The organism is Nonomuraea sp. NPDC052129 (genome assembly GCF_040680095.1).
GTDB lineage: Bacteria > Actinomycetota > Actinomycetes > Streptosporangiales > Streptosporangiaceae > Nonomuraea.
In genome coordinates, this window is the sequence record NZ_JBFAVX010000033.1 from 88,027 (window position 1) to 112,356 (window position 24,330).

The window sequence follows — 24,330 nt, forward strand, 5'->3', positions numbered from 1 at the left end:
CGGGCGAAACCTGTCCGTCAGTGTCTCCCCTTGGCGAGGGGGAAGGGGACCGGTGGGAGACTGCTGGTGAGCGCCGCAGTCGCGGGGCGAGCGTTACGGGAGAGGTTGGCATGACCGACGAGTTCGACGTCATAGTGATCGGCGCCGGCCCCGCCGGCGAGAACGCCGCGGCCAGAGCCGTGCGCGGTGGTCTGACCGCCGCCATCGTGGAGGACCGCCTGGCCGGTGGCGAATGCTCCTACTGGGCCTGCATCCCGAGCAAGGCGCTGCTGCGCCCGATAGACCTGGCGGCCGAGGTGGGGCGAGTGCCCGGTATGTCGCTCGGTCCGCTCGAGGTGAGCAAGGTGCTCGCCCGGCGTGACGAGGCCGTGTCGCATTACAACGACTCGGGGCAGGTCGAGTGGATCAAGAACGTGCCCATCGAGTTCGTCCGGGGCCGGGGGCGGCTCGACGGGGCTAAGCGGGTGCTCGTGACCACACGAGACGGGCAGGAGACCACCGAACGGGTGCTGACCGCGCGGCACGCCGTCGTGCTGGCCACCGGGAGCACCGCCCTGGTCCCGCCGGTGCCGGGGCTGGCCGAGGCGAAGCCCTGGACGAGTCACGAGGTCACGGCCGCCCAGGCGGTGCCGGAGCGGCTGGTCGTGATCGGTGGCGGAGTGGTCGCCTGTGAGATGGCGCAGGCCATGCACGGGCTCGGCGCGCGGCAGACCACGGTCCTCGTACGCGGCGGGTCGCTGCTGGCCAAGATGGAGCCGTTCGCCGGTGAGCTGCTGGCCGAGTCGTTCGCCGACGCAGGGATCGACGTGCGGACCCACACGGACGTCATACGCGTCGAGCGCCCGGAGCCCGGCGGCAAGGTGACCGTGCACCTGTCCGACGGTCCGCCGCTGGAGGCCGACGAGCTGCTGGTGGCCACCGGCCGGGTGCCCGCCACGGCCGGTCTGGGGCTCGAGACGGTCGGACTGGCCGGGGGCCGTTCGGTCGAGGTGGACGACAGCATGCGGGCGACGGACGTCGAGGGCGGCTGGCTGTACGCGATCGGCGACGTCAACGGCCGTGCCCTGCTCACACACATGGGCAAGTACCAGGCGCGGGTCTGCGGCGACGTCATCGCGGCGCGCGCCAACGGGGGTAACGACACGCTCCTCGCGATGCGCGACATCGCGGACGAGTTCGGGGCGCCGCAGGTGGTGTTCACCGACCCGCAGATCTGCGCGGCCGGCCGCACCGAGGCGGCCGCCCGCAAGGCCGGATTCGCGGTGCGGGTGGTCGAATACGACCTGGCCAACGTCACGGGGGCCTACCTCCTCGGCGACGGCTATCGCGGCCGGGCCAAGGCGGTCGTGGACGAGGAGCGGCGGGTGCTGCTGGGCGTCACGTTCGCCGGTTCCGGGGTGGCCGAGCTGCTGCACGCGGCGACCATCGCGGTCACCGGCGAGGTGCCGCTCGACCGGCTCTGGCACGCCGTCCCGTCCTTCCCCACGGTCAGCGAGATCTGGCTGCGCCTCCTGGAGGAGTACGGCCTCTGACGCGAGCGGGCCGATACGGAGTCAGGTGCGGCGCGGCCGGACACGAGTGAGCCGCTGAGGGCTCAGCCGGGCAAAAGCGTCAGCCGGGGGCGAGGGTTTCGGCGGTGTGCCACAGGTCGGGTAGCGCGTCCAGTACGCGCTGCCCGCGCCGCCACCGGTCCGCGAACGTCTCGGCATCGAGGTCCGCAAGCAACGCGCGGAACCCCTCCTCGTAGGGCCCGGTGGGCGCCCCGGCCAGCGACAGCTTCTTCAGGCACCGCGCGTACGTCGCCACCAGCCAGAACACCGCCTCCCGGTGCAGGCCGCGCGCGATGAGCTCCCGGCTGCCGTCGATCGACAGCGGCCGGGCCGCCTCGCTGATGTCCGACGAGAACGGGTACGACGCCGCCTGGACGTCCTTGGCCGCGTCGAACACCCGCTCCAGCACCTCCAGGTGCCCGGCCACACGCGCCGCCCCCAGCCCGCCGCAGCCGAGCAGCTCCAGCAGCGCCTCGTGCCGGTCCAGCATCCCGTGTACGGCCAGCAGCTCCCGTACGGCCTCGTAGCGGCGGCGGACGGTGGGGTTGCGCAGCCCGGCGACGAGCAGCACATGAGTCGTGACCCCGGTGCCGAACAGCCACGACATCACCTGGTCGACCGGCGGCGCCGCCTCGTCCATACCGGTGATCCCGCGGCGCACCACGTCCATCGCCGCGCCGCATCGGCGCAGCACCCGCCGCCGGTCGGCGAACTCGCGGGCCACCACCTCATGCAGCGCGGTCAGCCGCCCGCCCGGATCGGCCAGCACCCCGGGCAGGTGGAAGCTGCCCGCCAGGTGGTAGTCGCCCAGGATGTCCTCCGCCGACGCCAACCGCTCGCCCGACATATACGAAATTTCCAGCAAAACGCCGCTATACAGCAGCTTGCCGGGCTTGACGGGCGGCTCCGGGATGTCCAGCACCACCATCACGTCCACATCGGAGCTGGTGGCCAGGACCGCGTCCGCCGGCGACCACAACACCGAGCCGGTCAGGAACGCCCCGCCGAACCCGGGCAGCCCGGAGCCCACCTCGGCCACCCACCGCCGCGCGATCTCCCTGGCCACCCGGACCCGCGTCACCACGTCACCTGGCACACCGCTCGCGTCGAGTCCTACCGGCGGGCGCGCAGCGGCGCGCCCACCTCGTGGAGGTGCTTCATCGCCTGGCCCCAGGAGGCCAGCAGCCCGCACTCCACGTACGCCACCCCCAGCGACTCACAGTGCTCCCGCACCAGCGGTTGCACCTTGCGCAGGTTGGGGGTCGGCATGCCGGGGAACAGGTGGTGCTCGATCTGGTAGTTGAGGCCGCCCAGCGCCGTGTTGACCACGTGCCCGCCGCGTACGTTCCGGGAGGTGAGCACCTGGCGGCGCAGGAAGTCCAGCTCGTCCTCGGCGGTGAGGACCGGCATGCCCTTGTGGTTGGGGGCGAACGTGCACCCCAGGTAGACACCGAAGCACGCCTGGTGCACCAGCAGGAAGACCACGGCCTTGCCCACCGGCAGGACCGCGAACACGCCACCCAGGTAGATGACGAAGTGCGCGAGCAGCAGCAGCCCTTCGGCCATCCGGTTCTTGAGAGAGTCGCGGCGCAGCGCCCGGACGCTGGAGATGTGCAGGTTGAGGCCCTCCAGCGTCAGCAGCGGGAAGAACAGGAACGCCTGATAGCGGCCGATGAGCCTGGGCAGTCCCCGGCTGGCCTCGGCCTGCTTGACCGACCAGAGCAGGACGTCGGGCGCGACGTCAGGGTCGTGGTCCTCGTGGTTGGGGTTGGCGTGGTGGCGCGTGTGCTTGTCCTGCCACCACCCGTAGCTGAGCCCGATGCCGAGGTTGCCGACGAGCAGGCCCGCGATCGCGCTGTTGCGCCGGGACGGGAACACCTGCCCGTGGGCCAGGTCATGGGCGAGCAGGGCCACCTGGCCGAACGTCGCCGCCTGGAACACCGCGACCAGAATCTGCCACCACGAGTCGCCGACCAGGGCGAACGCCACCCAGCCCGCCGCGAAGAGGCCCGTCACCACGCTGATCCGCGTGGCGTAGTAGACGGGTCGCCGTTCCATGAGGCCTGCCTGGGCCACCCGGCGTGACAGGCGGGCGAAGTCGCTCCCCCTCTCTTCCGATGCCGGTGCCGATGCCGAGGCCGTGGCGGCGCGAGTAGTGCTCACGTCAGTCACAGATTCTCCGATGCTCCAGACTCGATTCCCGATCGTTCACCATCAGCATTTCGGGATAACCGTGATCGCGAAGTCCTGCTGTCACCCGTCTTCGGGGTAGGGCTGTCCCTACCTCTGGGACCGGTCGAGGTCAGAGGATACGCTCCGCGGTCCTGATGGGTTGGGCTCCGCGGGAGTTTGGCGAGCGTGTCGAGGCCGCACCGGCGGGAATCGCAGCCACCCCAGAGCGCGTCGCGACACACCGGCGGGAATCGCATCCGCCGGTCACACGCGGATCAGCGCGAGTGCCTGACGGGCGATCTCCCATTCCTCGTCGGTGGGCACGACCAGCACCGCCACCTCCGACTCCGGCGTGGACACCCGCCGCTCGCCCGTCTCGTCGGCCTCGTTGCGCGCGGGGTCGAGGGCGATGCCGAGGCGGTCCAGCCCGGTCAGCGCGGCGGCCCGGGTGGCCGGGTCGTGCTCGCCGACGCCGCCCGTGAAGACGATCGCGTCCACCCGGCCGAGCAGCGCGTAGTAGGCCCCGACGTACTTCTTGATCCGGCGGCCGTAGATGTCCAGCGCGAGCCGCGCCCGCTCGTCGCCGTCGCGGGCCCGTCGCCGTACCTCCCGCATGTCGCCGGTGCCGGCGAGGGCGAGCAGGCCGCTGCGGTACGACAGCTCCTTCTCCGCCCGCACGATGTCCATGCCGCCCGCGCGGGCCAGGTAGCCGGTCAGCGCCGGGTCCACGTCCCCTGAACGGGTGCCCATGACCAGCCCTTCCAGCGGCGTGAGCCCCATGGAGGTGTCGACGCTGCGGCCGCCCTCGATCGCGGTCGCGCTAGCGCCGTTGCCGAGGTGCAGCACGATCAGGTTCGTCCGCGCCGGATCGCGGTCCAGCAGCTCGGCCGCCCGCGCCGACACGTACGCGCAGGACGTGCCGTGGAAGCCGTAGCGCCGCACGCCCAGCCGGTCATGCCAGTCGCGGGGGACGGCGTAGGTGTACGCCTCGGGCGGCAGCGTCCGGTGGAAGGCGGTGTCGAACACGGCCACTTGCGGCACACCGGGAAAGGCCTCGCGGGCCACCCGGATGCCGGTGATGTTCACCGGGTTGTGCAGGGGTGCGAGCGCCGAGAGGTCCCCGATGGCGCTGATCACGTCGTCGTCCACCAGCACCGCCTCATGGAAGCGGGTCCCGCCGTGCACCACCCGATGCCCCACCGCCACCGGTTTCAGCGCGGGCCCCGCCTCGTCGAAGGCGGCCAGCATGGCGGTCAGCCCCGCCGCGTGGTCGCCGAACCGCTCCTTCCGCTCGTACGGCGGGTCGTCCCCGGCCTGGTGGGTCAACCGCCCCTCCTTGTCGCCGATCCGCTCCACCAGCCCCCTGGCCGGCCGCTCGCGCGACTCCACGTCCACCAGCTCGTACTTGATGGAGGAGGAGCCGGTGTTCAGGACGAGAATCTGTCCGGCCATGTCCACTCTCGGATCTCGGGCGCGTCCTCGCCGTGCTCACGGGTGTGGGCGCGGGCGCGCAGGCGGGCGTCGGTCATCCGCTGACGCAGGTGAGCCTGGGAGGAACCGAGGCCCGGGGTGCGGTCGATGACATCCATGACCAGGTGATAGCGGTCGATGTCGTTGAGCATGACCATATCGAAGGGTGTGGTGGTGGTGCCTTCCTCTTTGTAGCCGCGGACGTGCATGTGGGCGTGGCCGTGGCGGCGGTAGGTGAGGCGGTGGATGAGGGCGGGGTAGCCGTGGAAGTTGAAGATGACCGGCTTGTCGGTGGTGAACAGGGCGTCGTACTCGTTGTCCGGCAGGCCGTGCGGGTGCTCCGAGGGCGGTTGCAGGCGCATCAGGTCGACCACGTTGATCACGCGTACGCGTAGCTCGGGCAGGTGCTCGCGGAGCAGCGCGGTGGCGGCCAGGGTCTCCAGCGTGGGGATGTCGCCGGCGCAGGCCAGCACGACGTCTGGGTCGCTTCCCTCGTCGGTGGAGGCCCACGGCAGGATGCCCAGGCCGCGGGTGCAGTGGGCGATGGCCTGGTCCATGGTGAACAGGTCGAGGATCGGCTGCTTGCCGGCCACGATGACGTTGACGTAGTCGCGCGAGCGCAGGCAGTGGTCGCCGACCGACAGCAGGGTGTTGGCGTCGGGCGGCAGGTAGACCCGTACGACGCTGGCCTTCTTGTTGACCACGACGTCCAGGAAGCCCGGATCCTGGTGGGAGAAGCCGTTGTGGTCCTGCCGCCAGACGTGCGAGGACAGCAGGTACGTGAGCGAGGCGACGGGCCGCCGCCAGGAGATCTTCTGGGAGGACTCCAGCCACTTGGCATGCTGGTTGAACATGGCGTCGATGATGTGGATGAACGCCTCGTAGCAGTTGAACAGGCCGTGTCGCCCGGTCAGCAGGTAGCCCTCCAGCCAGCCCTGGCACAGGTGCTCGCTGAGCACCTCCATCACCCGGCCGCCGGGGGCCAGGTTTTCGTCGGTGGGTTCGAGGCGGGCGTTCCAGGCCCGGTCGGTGACCTCGAACACGGCCGAGAGCCGGTTGGAGTCGGTCTCGTCGGGGCCCATCAGCCGGAAGGCGCGCGGGTTGGCGGCGATCACGTCGCGCAGCAGGGCGCCGAGCACCCGGGTGGGCTCGCTGGACTGGGTGGCGGGCGTCTTGACCTCGACGGCGTGCTGGCGGAAGTCGGGCAGTCGCAGGGGCTGGAGCAGTTCGCCGCCGTTGGTGTGCGGGTTGGCGCTCATCCTTCGGATGCCCGGCGGCACCGTCTCCCGGATCGAGGCCACCGGCCGGCCGTCGTCGTCGAACAGCTCCTCGGGCCGGTAGGAGCGCATCCACTCCTCCAGCATCGCCAGGTGCTCGGGGTTCTCCCGTACCTTGGCCAGCGGCACCTGATGGGCCCGCCAGGTGCCCTCCACCGGCAGGCCGTCCACGACGCGGGGCCCGGTCCAGCCCTTCGGCGTGCGTAGGATGATCATGGGGAGCCGGTCGGATCGGCCCTGCTTGTAGTCGGCGATCTGGTCGAAGACGGTGTCGAGGGTGTCGGCCATCTCCTGGTGGTCGGGTCCGACGATGTGCGGCCGGTAGCCGTAACCCTCCATGAGCGCGACCAGCGTCTCCGGGGGGATGCGGGCCAGCACGGTCGGGTTGGCGATCTTGTAGCCGTTCAGGTGGAGGATCGGCAGCACCACGCCGTCATGGGCCGGGTCGAGGAACTTGTTGGAATGCCAGCTCCCGGCCAGCGGCCCGGTCTCGGCTTCGCCGTCGCCGATGACGCAGGCCACGACCAGTTCGGGGTTGTCGAAGGCGGCTCCGTAGGCGTGCGCGAGCGAGTAGCCCAGCTCGCCGCCCTCGTGGATGGAGCCGGGCGTCTCCGGCGCGGCGTGGCTCGGGATGCCGCCGGGGAAGGAGAACTGACGGAACAGCCGCTGCATCCCGGCCGCGTCCTGGGAGACGTCCGGATAGCGTTCGGAGTAGGTGCCCTCCAGCCAGGCGTGCGCGACCGTCGCGGGACCGCCGTGGCCGGGGCCGGCGATGTAGATCATGTCCTGGTCGCGTTCGCGGATCACCCGGTTGAGGTGGGCGAAGCAGAAGTTCAGTCCCGGTGTGGTGCCCCAATGGCCGAGTAGGCGGGGTTTGATGTGTTCTGGGGTCAATGGTGTCTTTAGTAGTGGATTATCCAGTAGATAGATCTGGCCCACCGACAGATAGTTCGCCGCGCGCCAGTAAGCATCGATTCGCTCCATGTCTCTGCTGATTCCTCCAGAAACGCCGCTCAACCTCAGGCGGTGGTCAACGTGCGCCGCCGCGTAGATTCATCTGATCCAATTTGATGCACTCTGATCCGTCCTAGCTGAACCTCATTCGGTTAGCATCCGTCATATCGGTGGGGGGCCGCAGTCACTGGAAGTGCGCGCGAACGCGCATTGCCAAAACGGGGTGCGGAGGACGCCGGTGGGTGGATCACGGGGATTGGCCGTACACGACGACATAGAGATGTCGTTGCTGTCGGGAGAGCACGCACTGTATGGGGAAGGCAGCCTGCGGGCGGCGCGGCGCTGGTTCGAGACCGCCCATCGGGAGGCCGAACGGCACGGCGACGCGGACGGGATGGCGCGGGCGGCGCTCGGGCTGGGTGGGCTGTGGGTGCACGAGCACCGCACGGCCGCCGAGGCGGCCGCGCTGCGCGCGCGCCAGCGCCAGGCTCTGGCGCTGGTCGAGCCGCGCTCCTCACTGGGGTTACGGCTGCGGGTACGGCTGGCCGGAGAGGACGATTACCGCAGTGGTGGGTACGAGGCGATCCTGGCCATGGTCGATGAGGCCAGGCAGGCCGGTGACCCCGTCGCGCTGGCCGAGGCGCTGAGCCTGGCCCACCATTGCGTTCTGGGACCCGAGCACGGCGCCCTGCGCCTGGCGCTGGCCGAGGAGCTGATCGAGCAGGCGCCGCGGACCGGGCGCCGCGGCGACCTGCTGATGGGGCTGCTCTGGCGGACCGTCGACCTGGTGCTGGCCGCCGACCCCCACGCCGAGCGGGCGCTGGTGGAGCTGCGCGGCCTGCTGGCCAGGGAGGACCACCTGGCGGTCGGGTTCGTGGTGGACGCGATGGAGGTCATGCTCGGCATCAGGAGCGGCCGGCTGGCGGAGGCTGAGGCGATGGCCGGAGCCTGCGCCGACCGGGGCGCGGCGGCCGGCGACATCGACAGCGCGGGCTGGTACGCCGGCCAGCTCGCGACCCTCCGCTGGTACCAGGGACGCGCCGCCGAACTCGTCCCCATGCTGGCGGACCTGGTCAACTCGCCGGATCTCAGCGCGGTGGACAGCTCGTTGTGGGCGGTACTCGCGGTGTCGGCGGCCACCGCGGGGGACCGGCGGCTGGCGGAGGGGGCGCTGGCCCGGCTGCGCGTCCGGGACCTGGCGGAGCTGCCTTGCTCCAGCACCTGGCTCATCTCGATGTACGGCGCGGCCGAGGCGGCGTACCTGCTCGGTGACGCCGAAACGGCGGCCGAGGTCCATGCCGTGCTCTCCCCGTTCGAGCGGCTGCCCGTCGTCGTCAGCCTGGGTGTCACCTGCCTCGGCTCGGTCCGCCACTCTCTCGGCGTGGCCATGCTGACCTGCGGCGAGACGGACAAGGCGATCGCCTATCTGCGGGCCGCCGTGCACGACAACCTCGCCCTGGGGCACTGGCCCGCCGTCGCGCTCTCCCGCCTGCGGCTCGGCCAGGCCCTGCGCGGGACCGAGGAGTCGCGCAGGGTCCTGGCGCTGGCCCAGCAGGAGGCCGCGTCGCTGGGCATGATGCTGCCCGACGACGGCCCGGCGGCCCCGGCGGAGGCCGTCTGCGCGCGCCAGGGCCGCAAGTGGCGGATCGAGCTGGCCGGCCGGACCGTGCTCGTCGACCACATCGTGGGCATGGCCCACCTGGCCACCCTGCTGGCCAACCCCGGCCGCGAGATCCCGGCCGTGGACCTGGCCGCGGGGGCGGTGGCCAGCGAGGCGGCAGAGTCGGCCCAGCCGGTGCTGGACGAGCAGGCCAGGCAGACCTACAAGCGGCGGCTGTCCGGGCTGCAGGCCGAGATCGACGAGCTGGAGGCGATGCACGACCTGCAGCGGGTCGCCACGCTGCGGGCCGAGCGCGACTGGCTGATCGACGAGTTGGCCGCCGCCACCGGGCTGGCCGGGCGGCCGCGCCAGTTCGCCGGCAGCGAGGAACGGGCCAGGATCGCCGTGGGCAAGGCCATCAGGCGGGCCTTGGTGCGCATCGGCGAGGCGGACCCGGTCATCGCGGAGCGGCTGCGGTCCGCCGTACAGATGGGGGTGCGATGCAGCTATCACCCGGTGTGACGTGGAACAGCATGGAACTGGATGGAACGCCTAAAAGGTGTATCCACCCTGGACCGTGATCTCACGCTTCGGCGGCCAGTGAGATCACGCCCCCCGGCGGCCCGTGTCCCTGTGCGGGCCGCCGGTTTCATCCCAAAATGGCGGGATGTCAGGATGAGGGCATGCCGCTCCGCAGCTCCCGCTGGTACTCAGGTCAAGACCGCAACTCCTACATCCATCGCGCCTGGATGCGCCGCGGCCTGCCGGAGGCCGCGTTCGACGGGGACCGGCCGCACATCGCGATCGCCAACACCGCCTCCGACCTCACCCCGTGCAACTCCCATCTCGACGAGGTGGCCGACAGCGTCAAGCAGGGCGTGTGGGCGGCCGGCGGCGTCCCGCTCAACCTGCCCGTCGTCTCCCTCGGCGAGACGAACGTCCGGCCGACCGCGATGCTCTGGCGCAACCTGGCCGCCATGGCCACCGAGGAGATGCTGCGCGCCAACCCGATCGACGGCGTGGTGCTGCTCGGCGGCTGCGACAAGACCATCCCGTCGCTGCTGATGGCCGCCGCATCGGTGGACCTGCCCGCCCTGGTGGTGCCCGGCGGCCCGATGCTGACCGGCCACTTCCGCGGCGTCCCGCTCGGCTGCGGCACCGACGTGTGGCGGCTGAGTGAGGAGGTACGCGCGGGGACGCTCTCCCGCGAGGCGTTCCTCCGCTCCGAGTCGTCCATGATCCGCAGCCGTGGCCACTGCAACACGATGGGCACGGCCTCGACCATGGCCTGCATGGCCGAGGCCCTCGGCATGACCCTGCCCGGCACGGCGGGCACGCCCGCACCCGACAGCAGGCTGCTCGAACGCTCCCACGAGAGCGGCCGGCTCGCCGTCGAGCTGGTACGGCGCGAACTGCGGCCGAGCCAGGTGATGACCAGGGGATCGTTCCTCAACGCGATCGTGACGCTGGCCGCGATCGGCGGCTCCACCAATGCCGTCGTCCACCTGCTGGCCATCGCCGGGCGCCTCGGCGTGGAGCTGGGGCTGGACGACTTCGACCGGACCGGCAGGGGAGTGCCGCTGCTGGTCGACCTCCAGCCCGCGGGCCGGCACCTGATGGACGACCTGTTCAGGGCGGGCGGGCTTACGGCCGTACTGAAGGAGGTCGAGGACCTGCTCGACCCGGCGGCGGTCACCGTCAGCGGCCGGCCGCTCGTGGAACACCTCGCCGACGCGGAGATCTGGGACGAGAGCGTCATCCGCCGGCGCGCCGACCCGCTGCTGCCCGAGGCCGGGATCGCGGTGCTGCGCGGCAACCTCGCGCCGGACGGCGCGGTGATCAAGCCCGCCGCCGCCTCGCCCGAGCTGCTGAGCCACCGCGGCCGGGCCGTCGTGTTCGACAGCGTCGAGGACCTCAACGCCCGGCTCGACTCGCCGGACCTGGACGTCGACGAGACGTCGGTCCTGGTGCTGCGCGGCTGCGGGCCCAAGGGCTACCCCGGCATGCCCGAGCTGGGCAACCTGCCGCTGCCCGCGAAACTGCTGGCCAAGGGCGTACGCGACATGGTCCGCATCAGCGACGCCCGGATGAGCGGCACCGCGTACGGCACGGTCGTGCTGCACACCGCGCCCGAGGCGGCGGCCGGCGGGCCGCTCGCGCGGGTGCGGACCGGCGACCCCATCGTGCTGGACGTCGCGGCCAGGCGGCTCTACGTCGACATCCCCGACGCCGAGCTGGCAGCCAGGGAGCCGGTCGTCAACGGGCACGCCGCCCCGCCCCGCGGCTGGGAGCGCCTGTACGTCGACCACGTCATGCAGGCCGACAAGGGAGCGGACCTGGACTTCCTCACAGGTTCGAGCGGCGACGCCGTGGGCAGGGAATCCCACTGACCCGGAGTCCCGCGCGATATCTTGCCCGGTACGGGACTAGTGTGACCCCGTTTTGACGGCACAAGGTTTGACGGCACTAGGTTTGACGGCACGAGGAGGACGAGTGGGCGGCGACATCACCCAGAGCCAGGAGTGGGCGGCACTGGACAAGCATCACGGGGAGCTGGCGGGCAAGCAGCTGCGCGAGCTGTTCGCGGAGGATCCCGGCCGCGCCGAGCGGATGACGCTGACCGCCGGTGACCTCTACCTCGACTACGCCAAGCACCGTGCCACGGACGAGACGATCGACCTGCTCGTCCAACTGGCCGAGCGGGCCGGGCTGCGCGACCGGATCGCCGCGATGTTCCGGGGCGAGCACATCAACGTCAGCGAGGACCGGGCCGTCCTGCACGTCGCGCTGCGCATGAGCCGGGAGGCCAAGCTGGAGGTCGACGGCCAGGACGTCATCGCCGACGTGCACGCCGTGCTCGACAAGATGAGCGCCTTCGCCGACCGGGTCCGCTCCAGGGACTGGACGGGCGCCACCGGGCAGCCGATCACCACCGTGGTCAACATCGGCATCGGCGGCTCCGACCTCGGCCCGGCCATGGCGTACGAGGCGCTGCGCGACTACGCCGACGCCGGCATCGCGGCCAGGTTCGTCTCCAATGTCGACCCGGCCGACATCACCGGCAACCTGGCCGGCCTGGACCCGGCCGGCACGCTGGTCGTGGTCAGCTCCAAGACGTTCACCACGATGGAGACGCTGACCAACGCCAAGGTGGCCCGTCAATGGCTGGTTGACGCGCTCGGCGAGGACGCCGTGTCCCAGCACTTCGTGGCCGTCTCGACCAACGCCGAGAAGGTCGCCGAGTTCGGCATCGACACCGCGAACATGTTCGGCTTCTGGGACTGGGTCGGCGGCCGCTACTCCTACGACGGCGCCATCGGCCTGTCCCTGATGATCGCGATCGGGCCCGAGCGGTTCCGCGAGATGCTGGCCGGGTTCCGCGCCATGGACCAGCACTTCCGTACCGCGCCGTTCAAGGCCAACATGCCGGTGCTGCTCGGCCTGCTCGGCATCTGGTACAACGACTTCTTCGGCGCCCAGACCCGGGCCGTCCTGCCCTACAGCCAGCGGCTGCACCGCTTCCCCGCCTACCTGCAGCAGCTCACCATGGAGTCCAACGGCAAGTCCGTACGCGCCGACGGCACGCCCGTCACGACCGACACGGGCGAGATCTTCTGGGGCGAGCCGGGCACCAACGGCCAGCACGCCTTCTACCAGCTGCTGCACCAGGGCACCCGGCTGGTGCCCGCCGACTTCATCGGGTTCGCCGAGCCGTTCGAGGACCGCGAGGGCATGCACGACCTGCTCAATGCGAACCTGTTCGCGCAGACCTCCGCGCTGGCGTTCGGCAAGACGGCCGAGGAGATCGCCGGCGAGGGCACGCCGCCCGAGATCGTGCCGCACAAGGTGATGCCCGGCAACCGGCCCACCTCCACGATCCTGGCCACCAAGCTCACCCCGTCCACGCTCGGCCAGCTCGTGGCCCTGTACGAGCACGCGACGTTCGTCGAGGGCACCATCTGGGGCATCGACTCCTTCGACCAGTGGGGCGTCGAGCTGGGCAAGAAGATGGCGCTCGACCTGGCGCCCGCGCTCACCTCGGAGGACCCACCGACAGACTTCCCGGACGCCTCCACCGAAGGGCTCGTCCGGCGCTACCGCGAGCTGCGCGGAAGGCGGGTCTGAGGTGGGGGCGACCAAGGGCGCGGGCGCGCTCGTCCTGTTCGGCATCACCGGCGACCTCGCGCGCAAGTTGGTCCTGCCCGCCCTCTATCAGCTCACCGCCAAGGGTGAACTCGATCTGCCGATCATCGGCGTGGCCAAGACCGACCTGGACCTCGACGGGCTGCGCGAGCACGCCCGCGCGGCCTGCGGCGGCGCGCGCGACGCGGCGTTCGAGAAGCTGGCGGGCAACCTGAGGCTGGTGGCGGGCGACTACCGCGACCCCGGCACCTACACCCGGCTCCGCGAGGAGCTGGCGGGTAAGGGCTTCCTGGTCCACTACCTGGCCGTGCCGCCCGCGCTGTTCTCGGTCGTGGCCGAGGGGCTGGCCGCGGAGGGCCTCAACAGGGACGCCAGGCTCGTCGTGGAGAAGCCGTTCGGCAGCGACCTGGACTCGGCCCGGGGGCTCAACGCCGAGCTGCTGAAGTATTTCGACGAGGACCACCTGCGCCGGGTCGACCACTTCCTGGGCAAGGAGCCGGTCGAGGACCTCCTGGTGTTCCGGTTCGCCAACATGCTGGTCGAGCCCATCTGGAACCGCAACTACGTCCGCAGCGTGCAGATCACCATGGCCGAGGACTTCGACGTGGCCGGCCGGGGCGCCTTCTACGACGCCAACGGCGCCATCCGCGACGTCGTCCAGAACCACCTGCTGCAACTCCTCGCCATCCTGGCCATGGACCCGCCGCCGTCGAAAGACGCTCGCGCCCAGCTGGACGAGAAATGGCGGGTGCTGCGCGCCGTCGAGGCCATCAAGCCCGTCGACGTGGTCCGCGGCCAGTACGAGGGCTACCTCGACACCGAGGGCGTCAAGAAGGGTTCGACCACCGAGACGTTCGTCGCGCTGCGCGCCTACATCGAGAACTGGCGATGGGCCGGGGTGCCGTTCTGCATCCGCGCCGGCAAGGCGCTGCCGATGACCGACCTGGAGATCGTCGCCGAGCTGCGCAAGCCGCCGGTCTCGCTGTTCTCGCACGACCCGCACCTGAATCCCAACCTGATCAGGTTCCGGCTGCAGCCCGACGCCGGGGTGACCTTCGACGTGCTGGCCAAGGAGCCCGGCAAGCAACGCACCCGGCAGGTGCCGGTGAGCGTCGACTTCACCAAGGTGCTCGGGCCGATGGAGGCCGCCTACGAGCGGATCCTGGCCGATGCGGTGAGTGGCGATCCCCTGCGGTTCGCCAGGTTCGACCTGGTGGACGAGTCGTGGCGGATCGTCCAGCCGATCCTCGACCTGCCGGACCGGCCGCTGCCGTACGCGAAGGGCACCTGGGGGCCCAAGGAGGCCGAGAAGATCGCGCCCGGCGGGTGGCACGAGATCTCGACCACCTTCGACTGATCCCGCGCGGGCGGGCAGCGATGAGTGGCATTGACGGCGGGGCCGATAGGTCCGACGATCGCAGGCATGCCCCTCCTCCCTGTTCCTGCCCACGCGCACACATGGGCGGCACTCACCCGTGATACCTCCTATGTCTTCGGTGTCGAAACCGTCTCCGGCGTCGATACCCGGATCGTGCAGTGGTACTGGGGGCCCCGGTTACCCGCCGGGGCCCTCGGCCAGGTCGCCGAGCACGCCCCCGGCTGGATCGTCACCGGCTTCCTCGACCCCGACGACGCGACGGAGATGCTGCCCGTTGACGGCGGCCGCCGCTGGGGCGCGCCTTCGCTCCAGGCCGTCTACGACGGTGAGGTCCGCTCCGTCGAGCTCGGCTTCGAGGACGCCGTCCTCGGTGAGAACGAGGTGGAGGTGGTCCTGCGCGACCACGCCTACGGTCTCCGGGTGGGCCTGCACGTGCGGGTCCTCGACGACTGCGACGTCATCGAGCGCTGGGTGAACGTCACCAACGAGTCGGCCGCGCCCCTGCGGCTGCGGCGACTCGACTCGGGCAGCTGGGTGATCCCCGAACAGGCGGGCTTCCGCTACACCGGCGCCGCCGGGGGCTGGGGCCGCGAAACTCAGCTCCAGAGCGGCGAACTGCCGGCGGGGGAGACCACATTCGGCAGCAGGACCGGCACCACCTCGCACAAGGCCAACCCGTGGATCATGCTCGGCGACGCCACCGAGGACACCGGCGACGTCTGGACAGTCGCGCTCGCCTGGAGCGGCTCCTGGCGGCTCACCACGCAGCGCCGCCCCGAGGGCGACGTCGCGGTGAGCGCTGGATTCGGCCACGAGGGCCTGACCTGGCCACTCGGTCCCGGCGAGTCGCTGCGCACCCCCTCCGCGCTCGGCCTGCACACCTCCGGCGGCTACGGCGCGGCCAGCCGGGCCTGGCACGACTACGCCCGCAAGCACGTCCTGCCCAGGCCCGGCGAGGAACGGCCCGTCCTGTACAACTCGTGGGAGGCCACCGGGTTCGACGTCACCGAGGCCGGCCAGCTGGACCTGGCCCGCCGGGCCGCCGACCTCGGCGTGGAGCTGTTCGTGGTGGACGACGGCTGGTTCGGCGCCCGCACCGATGACACGCGCGGGCTCGGCGACTGGTGGCCCAACCCCGAGCGCTTTCCGCACGGCCTGCGCCCCCTCTTCCAGGGTGTACACGACCTCGGCCTGCTCGCCGGGCTCTGGGTCGAGCCCGAGATGGTCAACCCCGACAGCGACCTGTACCGCAAGAACCCCGACTGGGTGCTGCACTACCCGGAACGCCGCCGCGACACCATGCGCAACCAGCTCGTGCTCAACTACGCCCGCGACGACGTGCGCGAGTGGGCGCTCGGCTGGCTCGACCAGCTCGTCCGCGAGTACGGCCTGGCCTACCTCAAATGGGACATGAACCGCAGCTTCAGCCAGGCAGGCTGGGCCGAGGGCGGCGACCTGCTCTGGATCGAGCACACCAGGGGCGTCTACGCGATCATGGACGAGCTGCGCAGGCGCCATCCGGGGCTCCGCATCGAGTCGTGCTCGGGTGGTGGCGGCCGGGCCGACTTCGGCATGCTCCGCCGTACGGATCAGGTGTGGACCTCCGACAACACCGACGCCCGCGACCGGCAGGTGATCCAGCGGGGCTTCTCCTACCTCTACCCGGCCGGCGCCATGTCCTGCTGGGTGACCGACAGCCCCAACCCGATCACCCACCGCGAGGTGCCGCTGCGCTACCGCTTCCACGTGGCCATGGCGGGCACGCTCGGCGTCGGCGGCGACCTCGCCGGTTGGAGCACCGCGGAGCTCGACGAGGCCAGGCAGCTCATCGCCGACTACAAGGCCGTCCGCCCGGTGATCCAGCACGGCGCACTCCACCGGCTGGCCGGTCGGCCCGGTGAGACCGCCTCCGCCGTCCAGTACATACTCGGCGACCAGGTCGTCGTGCTCGCCTACAACCCGTTCGCGCTGGACAAGCAGCCGCCCCGGCGGCTCCGGCTGGCCGGGCTCGACCCATCGGCCGTGTACGAGGGGCCCGGCGGCTCCTGGTACGGGGCCACGCTGATGCACCACGGCCTCACCCTCCCCACGTGGTTCCACTCCGGGGCCGACTACCGCAGCGAGATGGTGGTGTTGCGCCGGGTCTAGGGCCAGCATGTGGGGATGGACATCATGGAATTAGTCGAACGCGCGAAGGACTCCGCGACCGTCAAGCGGGTCTTCGGCGACCCGATTCAGCAGGACGGCGTCACGGTCATCCCCGTCGCCCGGGTCGTCCAGGGCGGCGGCGGGGGCATGGGCAGGCAGGAAGTCTCCGTGGATCCGGACGCCGCGCCCGGCGGCGAAGGCAGCGGCGGCGGATTCGGCCTCAGCGCCACTCCCGCCGGGGTGTTCGTGGTCAAGGACGGCGACGTCCGCTGGCAGCCGGCGGTCGACGTCAACCGCATCGTGATCGGCGGCCAGATCGTGGCCGTCGTGCTGCTGCTGACCATCCGATCGATCCTCAAGAAAAGCCGCAAGCGCTGATTTTTGCCTGTTTTTAGTAGCGTGAGCGTCATGAGCTCTGTGACGCAAGTGCTGGCTTTCGGCGGTGTGGTGATGCTCGGGGCGATGTCCCCAGGGCCCGACTTCGCCGTCGTGGTACGGCGCTCGGCGATCTCCGGTCGCCTGTACGGCATGGCGGCGGCCCTGGGCATCTCGATCGGCGTGTTCGCCTGGGTGGTGGCCGCGGCGACCGGCGTCGCCGCGCTGCTGGCGGCCTCGGCGATGGCGTTCACCGTGGTCAAGGTCGTCGGGGCCGCCTACCTGCTGTTCCTGGGCGTCAAGGCGTGGCGCGCCGCCCTGCGCAAGGGCGGCGGGCTGGAACTGGAGGCGCCGGACCCGGGGAAGCGGAGCGCGTGGGCGGCCTTCGTCGAGGGACTGCTGACGAACGCGCTCAACCCCAAGGCGGCCCTGTTCTTCGTGGCGCTCGTGCCGCAGTTCGTCAGCGAGGGCGCGTCCCTGGGGGACACGCTCACGCTGTCGGTCATCGCGCTGGCGTTGACCGTGCTGTGGTTCCTCCTGGTGGCCAACATCGTGGGAGCGCTGCGCAAGGTCTTCGCCAGGCCGGCGATACGGAAGGCGGTCGACGGGCTGACGGGCGCGGCCCTCATCGCCCTCGGTGTCAACCTGGCCGCCGCCAGCCGCCCATAGCCCTTCAAGCCGGGCCGTTCTATGAGACGGCGGCTTTATGCGACGGCCGCTTTATGAGCTTTATGAGACGGTGACGCCCAGCAGGTGGCCCAGGCCGAACGTCACGGCGGCGGCTCCGGCGCCCAGCGCGAGCTGGCGCAGGCCGCCCAGCCACCACGGGCGGGCCGTCATCCGCGCCACCGCCGCGCCGAACACGAACAGCGCCACCAGGCTCAGCACCAGCGCCACCGCCAGCCCCGACGCCCCGAACAGGAACGGCGCCAGCGGCACCACCGCCCCGGCCGCGAACGCGCAGAACGACGACCCGGCCGCGACGTACGGCGACGGCAGATCGTCGGGATCGACGCCCAACTCCTCACGCACATGCACCCGCAACGCCTGCTCGGGATCCGCCGACAGCCCGGCCGCCACCCGCGCCGCCAGGTCGGCGTCCAGGCCGCGGGCCCGGTAGATCGCGGTCAGCTCGGCCAGCTCGCCTTCGGGGTCGCGGGCCAGCTCACGGCGCTCCACGGCGATCTCGGCCCGCATCAGCTCCGTCTGCGACTTCACGGAGGTGTATTCACCCGCCGCCATCGAGCACGCGCCCGCGATCAACCCCGCGAACCCGGCGAGCACCGCCCCACGGCCCGCCCCCGCCGCCCCGACGACTCCGGCGATCAATGCGAAATTGGACACCAGTCCATCCATCGCCCCGAACACCGCCGGCCGCAGCCAGCCGCCGGTCACGTCGCGGTGGCTGTGGTGCCTCTCGGGAGAGTACGGCCGGTCGAGCTCGATGGTCATGAAAATCCTCCGCCTCATCAACGCCTTAGTACGAAATTTAGGCAGATGTCACGATGATCCGCAACGAAGGGGAGGCTTCCCTGACCTGCGGCGAAGCATCGGCCTGCGAACAAGCGTGCGGGTGTCGCGGAGGGTCGGGCGGTCACGTGGCCGTCGGGCCGGGGCGGGGGAGAAGGTGACGATCTCTGATCCGTTCGCCGCGTCCTTCGACCCGGCGCGCCTGGTCGACGCCTGATCCGATGGATCAGATGCGGGCCGGGGCGATCGGTTCCGGGGCGGCCTGGGTGTCCGCGCTGCGGATCAGTGCCGTGCAGTCCGCGATGGCGCCTGTCAGCAGGTCGCGCAGCAGGGTGTCCGGGTCCGGGATGCAGGCCTGGACGATGCCCACCACCGAGAGCTGCACCGCGTTCGGCGCCGCGTACCGGCGGAAGCCCTTCTCCGTGATCCGGGCCGCGCGGCTGAAGCGCCTGGCCTGCTCCGCCGCGTGCGGGACCAGCGCCATGGCGCGCTGGCTCTCCTTGCTCAGCGGGACCGTGCTGAACCGGCCGGACGGGACGCCGTCGAGCCTGGCCAGCATCTCCTCGGCCGCCAGCACCGACACCGCGAGCGCCAGCTGACGCTCGGCCGCCGAGACCGGCAGCGCCGTCGTCGCGCACCGCAGCGCGATCCGGGCGTCCATCCGGAGGTCGTCGGCGTTCAGGTCGATGATCGAGGGGACGAGACCCACGAGGCGGGCCCGGTTCGCGTCGCTGGTGTTGTCGTTGACCAAGCGGGCGAGCGCGGCCAGCAGCGGGTGCGTGCAGGCCGGGTGGTCGCTCCACCGCTCTCCGGCTAGGTAGGACGCCAGTTCCATGAAGCAGGCGCCGCGCTTCGGGTTGCGATGCCTGCCGCGTGACAGAACCGGCATGTGATCAAGCTGATTGTCCACGGGGTGCTCCACTGCTCCACGGGATGCTGCTCTACGGGATCGCCGTCTTTCCAGTCTGCGCTGATAACAGCAACAACGCCAGTGATGGGGGATTTTGCCTCCCCTGCAGCCTGCCCGGCGGGCGCGGGCGCACACCTGAGGTAACAGGGATGCCACCTTTGTGGATCAGTTCGACCGCCCGACGGCTCTGAAATTATTCTTTAGTTCATCGTCAAGTCTTGAAAGTTATAACCGCGAACGATTGAGTTCGGTCGTGCAGACCCTCCGCTACGCGGCCGTCGCGGCCGCGCTCGTCTTAGGGATCGCCGCCCCCGCGCAGGCCGATCCCCAAACCCCCGTCGAAGACGCGCTGAAGGCGTCGTCCTATCCGCCGCCCTCCACGCTGCTGACCCAAGCCGTCGCCGGCAAGCAGCTGGAGACGGCCAAGAAGACCCGGCCGGTCGCCCCCGGCATCTCGCTGACCTCGTTCGACCGCTACGACGAGCTCGGCTGGCTGCGGGCCGACGCCGTCACCGCCGACCTGGGCGCCGCGAAGGCCGACTACGTCTACTCCGGCGAGGTGTCCAAGACCGAGCCGCTGTCCGGGCCCGCCAAGCGCGCCCACGCCGTCGCGGCCGTCAACGGCGACTTCTTCGACATCAACAGCTCGGGCGCCGCCCTGGGCATCGGTATCCAGAACGGCTCACTCATCCAGTCGCCCGCCTCCGGCCATGACAAGGCCGTCGCGGTCAGTGGCGACGGCCTTGGGCGGGTGCTGAGGATGTACTTCGAGGGCACCGCCACCCCCGCGGGCGGCGCGCCGATCACCCTGACCCAGTTCAACCAGATCGTCCAGGCGGGCGGGGTCGGCCTGTTCACGCCGCTGTGGGGCTCCTACAACCGGGCCCGCGCCGTCGAGGGCGCGGCCGCCGTGACCGAGGTCGAGCTGGTCGACGGCGTGGTCTCGGCGGTACGCCAGGCGCCGGGCACCGGCCCGATCCCGGCGGGCACCACGATCCTGCTCGGCCGTGACGCCGCGGCCGCCACGCTCGCCGGGCTCAAGCAAGGCGACAAGATCGACGTGAAGTACCAGCCGAAGTCGTCGGACGGCGACGCCGTCAAGGCGGCGGTCGGCGGCAACTACGTCCTGGTCAAGGACGGCGCCGTGCAGAGCTCCACCGACCCGGCCGCGCATCCGCGCACCGCGGTCGGCTTCTCCGCCGACGGCAGGAAGATGTACCTGCTCACCGTCGACGGCCGCCAGGCCGACAGCCGCGGCGTCACGCTCAACGAGCTGGCCGCCATGATGGTCGACCTCGGCGCCGCCAACGCGCTCAACCTCGACGGCGGCGGCTCCTCCACGATGCTCGCCCGAGAGCCGGGCTCCGCCGACGTCCAGGTCGAGAACAGCCCGTCAGACGGCGGCGAGCGTCACGTGCCGAACGGCCTGGCCCTGTTCGCCCCCGAGGGCAGCGGCAAGCTCAAGGGCTTCTGGCTGGAGACGGCCGGCGACCCCGACAAGGCGCCCGGCGCCGCCCCCATCGCCGGTGGCCGCCCCGACCGGGTCTTCCCCGGCCTCACACGACGGCTGACCGCCGCCGGATACGACGAGACGTACGGCCCGGCGGCCGGCACCCCGTCCTGGCGCGCCGAGCCGATGGTGCACGGCGTCATCCGCGACGGCAAGTTCCACGCCCTGGTCCCCGGCCAGACGACGGTCACCGCCTCCCGTGGCGCCGCCAAGGGCACGCTGCAGCTCACCGTGCTCCAGCCGCTGCAGCGGCTCGGCGCCACCGTGGACCGGGTCGGCCTGGCCGGCGCGGACGCCACGGCCACCTTCGGCGTCGTCGGCTACGACCACAACGGCAACACCGCGCCCATCGAACCGGCCGACCTCACGCTCGACTACGACCACGACGCCTTCGAGGTGACGCCCGCCGACCAGGGCTACTTCACCGTCAAGTCCAAGAAGGCGACCACGTCCGGCCTGATCACCGCCAAGGTGGGCAAGATCAGCACGGCCGTGCCCGTCACCGTGGGCTTCGAGGACAAGCCGGTCGCCGACTTCGAGAACGCGGCCCAGTGGAGCTTCGCCGCCGCCCGGGCCACCGGCTCGCTGTCGGCCGCGCCCGGCCAGAGCGGGGGCGGGCTCAAGCTGTCGTACGACTTCACCCAGTCCACCGCGACCCGCGCCGCCTACGCCAGCCCGCCGCAGCAGATCGAGGTGGCGGGGCAGCCGCAGGCGTTCGGCCTGTGGATCAACTCCACCGGCAAGGGCGAGTGGCCCAGCCTGGAGTTCTACGACGGCCAGGGGCAGTCGCAGATCCTGCGTGGCCCGTACATGACCTGGACCGGCTGGAAGTACGTCGAGTTCGCCGTGCCGCCCGGCGTCACCTACCCGCTCAAGCTGCGGCGCTTCTATGTGGCCGAGACCAAGACCGACGCGAAGTACACCAACGACATCCTCATCGACGGCCTGGTGGCCAAGGTGCCGCCGTCGGTGACGGCGCCGCCCGCCCAGAAGGTCGCCGACCCGGTCGTCAAGCCCGAGGTGGCCAAGATGCCGTGGCGGTTCGCCGTCATGTCGGACGCCCAGTTCGTGGCCCGCGACCCGGACAGCGACATCGTCAAGAACGCCCGCCGTACACTCCAGGAGATCAAGGCCGCCAAGCCCGACTTCCTGCTGATCAACGGTGACCTGGTGGACGAGGCGTCGCCCGAGGACTTCGCGCTGGCCAAGAAGATCCTCGACGAGGAGCTCGGCGGGACGCTGCCGTACCACTACATCCCCGGTAACCACGAGGTGATGGGCGGCAAGATCGACAACTTCAAGGCCGTCTTCGGCGACACGTACCAGACCTTCGACCACAAGGGCACGCGGTTCGTCACGCTGGACACCTCGCGGCTGAACCTGCGGGGCGGCGGCTTCGACCAGGTCGCGCTGCTCCGGGCCCAGCTCGACGCGGCGGCTCGGGACGCGTCCGTCGGCTCGGTGGCGGTGCTGTTCCACGTGCCGCCGCGTGACCCCACGCCCGGCAAGGGCAGTCAGCTCGGCGACCGCAAGGAGGCCGCGCTGGTCGAGGGCTGGCTGGCGGACTTCCAGCGGACCACCGGCAAGGGCGCCGCCTACATCGGGGCCCACGTCGGCACGTTCAACGCCTCGCACGTCGACGCGGTGCCGTACTTCATCAACGGCAACTCCGGCAAGAACCCGGCCACCGCGGCCGACGACGGCGGCTTCACCGGCTGGTCGCTGTGGGGCGTGGACCCGGTCACCGCGCAGGAGGCGGAGCACGTCAAGCGCAACTGGTTCGCCGACGCGCCCAGCTGGCTCGGCGCCCAGGTACGGCCGCACGTGGACGACCTCGCGCTCGCGGCCCCCGCGGCCGTGCAGGTCGGCAAGACGGCGGCCGTGTCGGCGACGGTCAAGCAGGGCACCCGGGTGGTGCCGGCCGCCTACCCGGTGTCCGTGGCGTGGTCGGGCTCGCCGAACCTGCACATCGGGTCGCGGCAGAGCGCCAAGCCCTGGGACGTCGCCGTGCTCGACCCCGCGACGGGGACGTTCACGGCGCTGCGTAAGGGCCAGGTGACCGTCGCGCTGACGGTCAGCGGCGTCACCCGCCAGGCGACGATCGCGCTGACGGCCACCGCGGCCGCCTGACATAAGCGGCTGCCTGACATAACAGGCGCCTGACACACGGCGGTGGGGGTCACCACACCCGGCCCCCGCCGCCGGACACAATGGAGGTCATGACGGACCTCGTCGAGACCATCGAACGGCTCGAGCTGGTCGACCACCACGTCCACGGAGCCACCGCGCACGACCTGACGCGCACCGCGTTCGAGGAGCTGATCACCGAGTCGGACCGGCCGGTGCCGCACTGGATGACCCAGTTCGACTCCCAGGTCGGCCACGCGATCCTGCGCCACTGCGCGCCCGTGCTCGGCCTCGACCCGCACCCCACGCCCGAGGAATACCTGGCCAGGAGGGCCAGGCTGGGCGCGGCCGAGGTCAACGGGCGGCTGCTGGCGGCCTCCGGCGTGGGTCACTTCCTCGTCGAGACCGGCTACCGGGGCGAGGAGATCCTCAGCCCGGCGGGCATGGCCGAGGTCAGCGGCCGGCCCGCCGACGAGATCGTCCGCCTGGAGTCGGTGGCCGAGCAGGTCGCCGAGGGTGACGCGGCCGGGTTCGCCGACCGGTTCGGCGAGGCGCTTCATGAGCGCACCCGTACGGCCCGCGGCCTGAAGACCATCGCCGCCTACCGCCACGGCCTCGACTTCGACCCCGCGCGGCCCGGCCCGGCCGAGGTCGCCGAGGCGGCCGGCCGGTGGCAGGAGGAGGGCGGGCGATTCCGGGATCCGGTGCTGCTGCGCCACGTCATCTGGGCCGGCATCGAGCGCGGGCTGCCCCTGCAGTTCCACACCGGGTTCGGCGACCCCGACCTCGACCTGCGCCGATGCGACCCGCTGCTGCTGCGCGGGCTGATCGAGCTGGCCGAGCCGACGGGGGTGCCGCTGCTGTTGCTCCACTGCTACCCGTACCAGCGCCATGCCGGGTTCCTCGCCCACGCCTATCCGAACGTCTACTTCGACGTGGGCCTGGGCGTCACCTACACGGGGGCGCGCGGCGCCGAAGTGGTCGCGGAGAGCCTGGAGCTGGCGCCGTTCGCCAAGATCCTCTTCTCGTCGGACGCCTGGGGGCCCGCTGAGCTGCACCATCTCGGGGCCGAGCTGTGGCGGCGGGCGATGGCGCGGGTGCTCGGCGGCCTCGTGGCCGACGGCGATTGGTCGGCCGCCCAGGCGGTGCGCGTGGCGACCATGGTGGGGTCCGAGAACGCCCGCCGCGTGTACGACCTGGGCCCGGACGGGTGAGGACGGCGGTGAATTGGGCACCGGGGGAACAG

Annotated in this window: 16 protein-coding genes; 10 read left to right on the forward strand and 6 right to left on the reverse strand. The window is 71.2% G+C overall.

The window, feature by feature from the left end; all coding sequences use genetic code 11:
* The first annotated feature begins 110 nt into the window (after positions 1 to 110).
* Complete coding sequence (locus AB0L53_RS46155) at positions 111 to 1,532, forward strand: NAD(P)/FAD-dependent oxidoreductase (RefSeq protein ID WP_364009139.1); 1,422 nt, start codon at positions 111 to 113, stop codon at positions 1,530 to 1,532.
* 79 nt (positions 1,533 to 1,611) lie between these two features.
* On the opposite strand, the gene AB0L53_RS46160 is transcribed toward AB0L53_RS46155, so the two are convergent.
* The 4 genes from AB0L53_RS46160 to AB0L53_RS46175 all read right to left on the reverse strand — a co-directional run bounded on the left by AB0L53_RS46160 (position 1,612) and on the right by AB0L53_RS46175 (position 7,453).
* Positions 1,612 to 2,631, reverse strand: a complete 1,020-nt coding sequence (locus tag AB0L53_RS46160; protein WP_364009142.1) for a hypothetical protein — start codon at positions 2,629 to 2,631, stop codon at positions 1,612 to 1,614.
* A gap of 32 nt (positions 2,632 to 2,663) precedes the next feature.
* Entirely contained in the window at positions 2,664 to 3,608 is a 945-nt protein-coding gene (locus AB0L53_RS46165; RefSeq protein WP_364009145.1) for an acyl-CoA desaturase, read from the reverse strand.
* Positions 3,609 to 3,986: 378 nt separating this feature from the next.
* Positions 3,987 to 5,174, reverse strand: a complete 1,188-nt coding sequence (locus AB0L53_RS46170) for an acetate kinase (protein WP_364009148.1) — start codon at positions 5,172 to 5,174, stop codon at positions 3,987 to 3,989.
* Positions 5,150 to 7,453, reverse strand: coding sequence for a phosphoketolase family protein (locus AB0L53_RS46175; protein ID WP_364009151.1), 2,304 nt, complete (start codon positions 7,451 to 7,453; stop codon positions 5,150 to 5,152). The genes AB0L53_RS46170 and AB0L53_RS46175 overlap by 25 nt, the downstream gene beginning before the upstream one ends.
* Before the next feature lie 208 nt (positions 7,454 to 7,661).
* Between AB0L53_RS46175 and AB0L53_RS46180 the strand changes: the two genes are divergently transcribed.
* The 7 genes from AB0L53_RS46180 to AB0L53_RS46210 all read left to right on the forward strand — a co-directional run bounded on the left by AB0L53_RS46180 (position 7,662) and on the right by AB0L53_RS46210 (position 17,736).
* The gene (locus AB0L53_RS46180; protein WP_364009154.1) at positions 7,662 to 9,545 is read left to right on the forward strand and encodes a hypothetical protein; all 1,884 of its coding nucleotides are present in this window, start codon (positions 7,662 to 7,664) and stop codon (positions 9,543 to 9,545) included.
* Positions 9,546 to 9,706: 161 nt separating this feature from the next.
* Positions 9,707 to 11,413 carry an IlvD/Edd family dehydratase gene (locus AB0L53_RS46185; RefSeq protein WP_364009157.1) on the forward strand — a complete coding sequence of 569 codons (1,707 nt, stop codon included), beginning with the start codon at positions 9,707 to 9,709 and terminating at the stop codon, positions 11,411 to 11,413.
* 103 nt (positions 11,414 to 11,516) lie between these two features.
* The gene (gene pgi / locus AB0L53_RS46190; protein ID WP_364009160.1) at positions 11,517 to 13,148 is read left to right on the forward strand and encodes a glucose-6-phosphate isomerase; all 1,632 of its coding nucleotides are present in this window, start codon (positions 11,517 to 11,519) and stop codon (positions 13,146 to 13,148) included.
* Position 13,149: 1 nt separating this feature from the next.
* Positions 13,150 to 14,523 (forward strand): glucose-6-phosphate dehydrogenase, encoded by a 1,374-nt coding sequence (zwf, locus tag AB0L53_RS46195; protein WP_364009163.1) that lies wholly within the window; start codon positions 13,150 to 13,152, stop codon positions 14,521 to 14,523.
* A gap of 66 nt (positions 14,524 to 14,589) precedes the next feature.
* The gene (locus tag AB0L53_RS46200) at positions 14,590 to 16,692 is read left to right on the forward strand and encodes an alpha-galactosidase (protein WP_364009166.1); all 2,103 of its coding nucleotides are present in this window, start codon (positions 14,590 to 14,592) and stop codon (positions 16,690 to 16,692) included.
* 24 nt (positions 16,693 to 16,716) lie between these two features.
* Positions 16,717 to 17,070, forward strand: coding sequence for a spore germination protein GerW family protein (locus AB0L53_RS46205; RefSeq protein ID WP_225301190.1), 354 nt, complete (start codon positions 16,717 to 16,719; stop codon positions 17,068 to 17,070).
* A 30-nt stretch (positions 17,071 to 17,100) separates the two neighbouring features.
* A complete protein-coding gene (locus tag AB0L53_RS46210; RefSeq protein WP_364009169.1) occupies positions 17,101 to 17,736 on the forward strand; it encodes a LysE family translocator in 636 nt (211 codons plus the stop codon).
* Positions 17,737 to 17,796: 60 nt separating this feature from the next.
* On the opposite strand, the gene AB0L53_RS46215 is transcribed toward AB0L53_RS46210, so the two are convergent.
* On the reverse strand, positions 17,797 to 18,519 hold the full coding sequence (locus AB0L53_RS46215; RefSeq protein WP_357957176.1) for a VIT1/CCC1 transporter family protein: 723 nt from the start codon (positions 18,517 to 18,519) through the stop codon (positions 17,797 to 17,799).
* 244 nt (positions 18,520 to 18,763) lie between these two features.
* Positions 18,764 to 19,447: a hypothetical protein gene (locus AB0L53_RS46220; protein ID WP_364009172.1), complete on the reverse strand. Its 684-nt coding sequence runs from the start codon at positions 19,445 to 19,447 to the stop codon at positions 18,764 to 18,766.
* Positions 19,448 to 19,700: 253 nt separating this feature from the next.
* On the opposite strand from AB0L53_RS46220, the gene AB0L53_RS46225 reads away from it, so the two are divergent.
* Both AB0L53_RS46225 and AB0L53_RS46230 read left to right on the forward strand, forming a co-directional pair.
* Positions 19,701 to 23,087, forward strand: coding sequence for a phosphodiester glycosidase family protein (locus AB0L53_RS46225; protein WP_364009175.1), 3,387 nt, complete (start codon positions 19,701 to 19,703; stop codon positions 23,085 to 23,087).
* Between the two features lie 89 nt (positions 23,088 to 23,176).
* The gene (locus AB0L53_RS46230; protein WP_364009178.1) at positions 23,177 to 24,298 is read left to right on the forward strand and encodes an amidohydrolase family protein; all 1,122 of its coding nucleotides are present in this window, start codon (positions 23,177 to 23,179) and stop codon (positions 24,296 to 24,298) included.
* Positions 24,299 to 24,330: the final 32 nt, after the last annotated feature.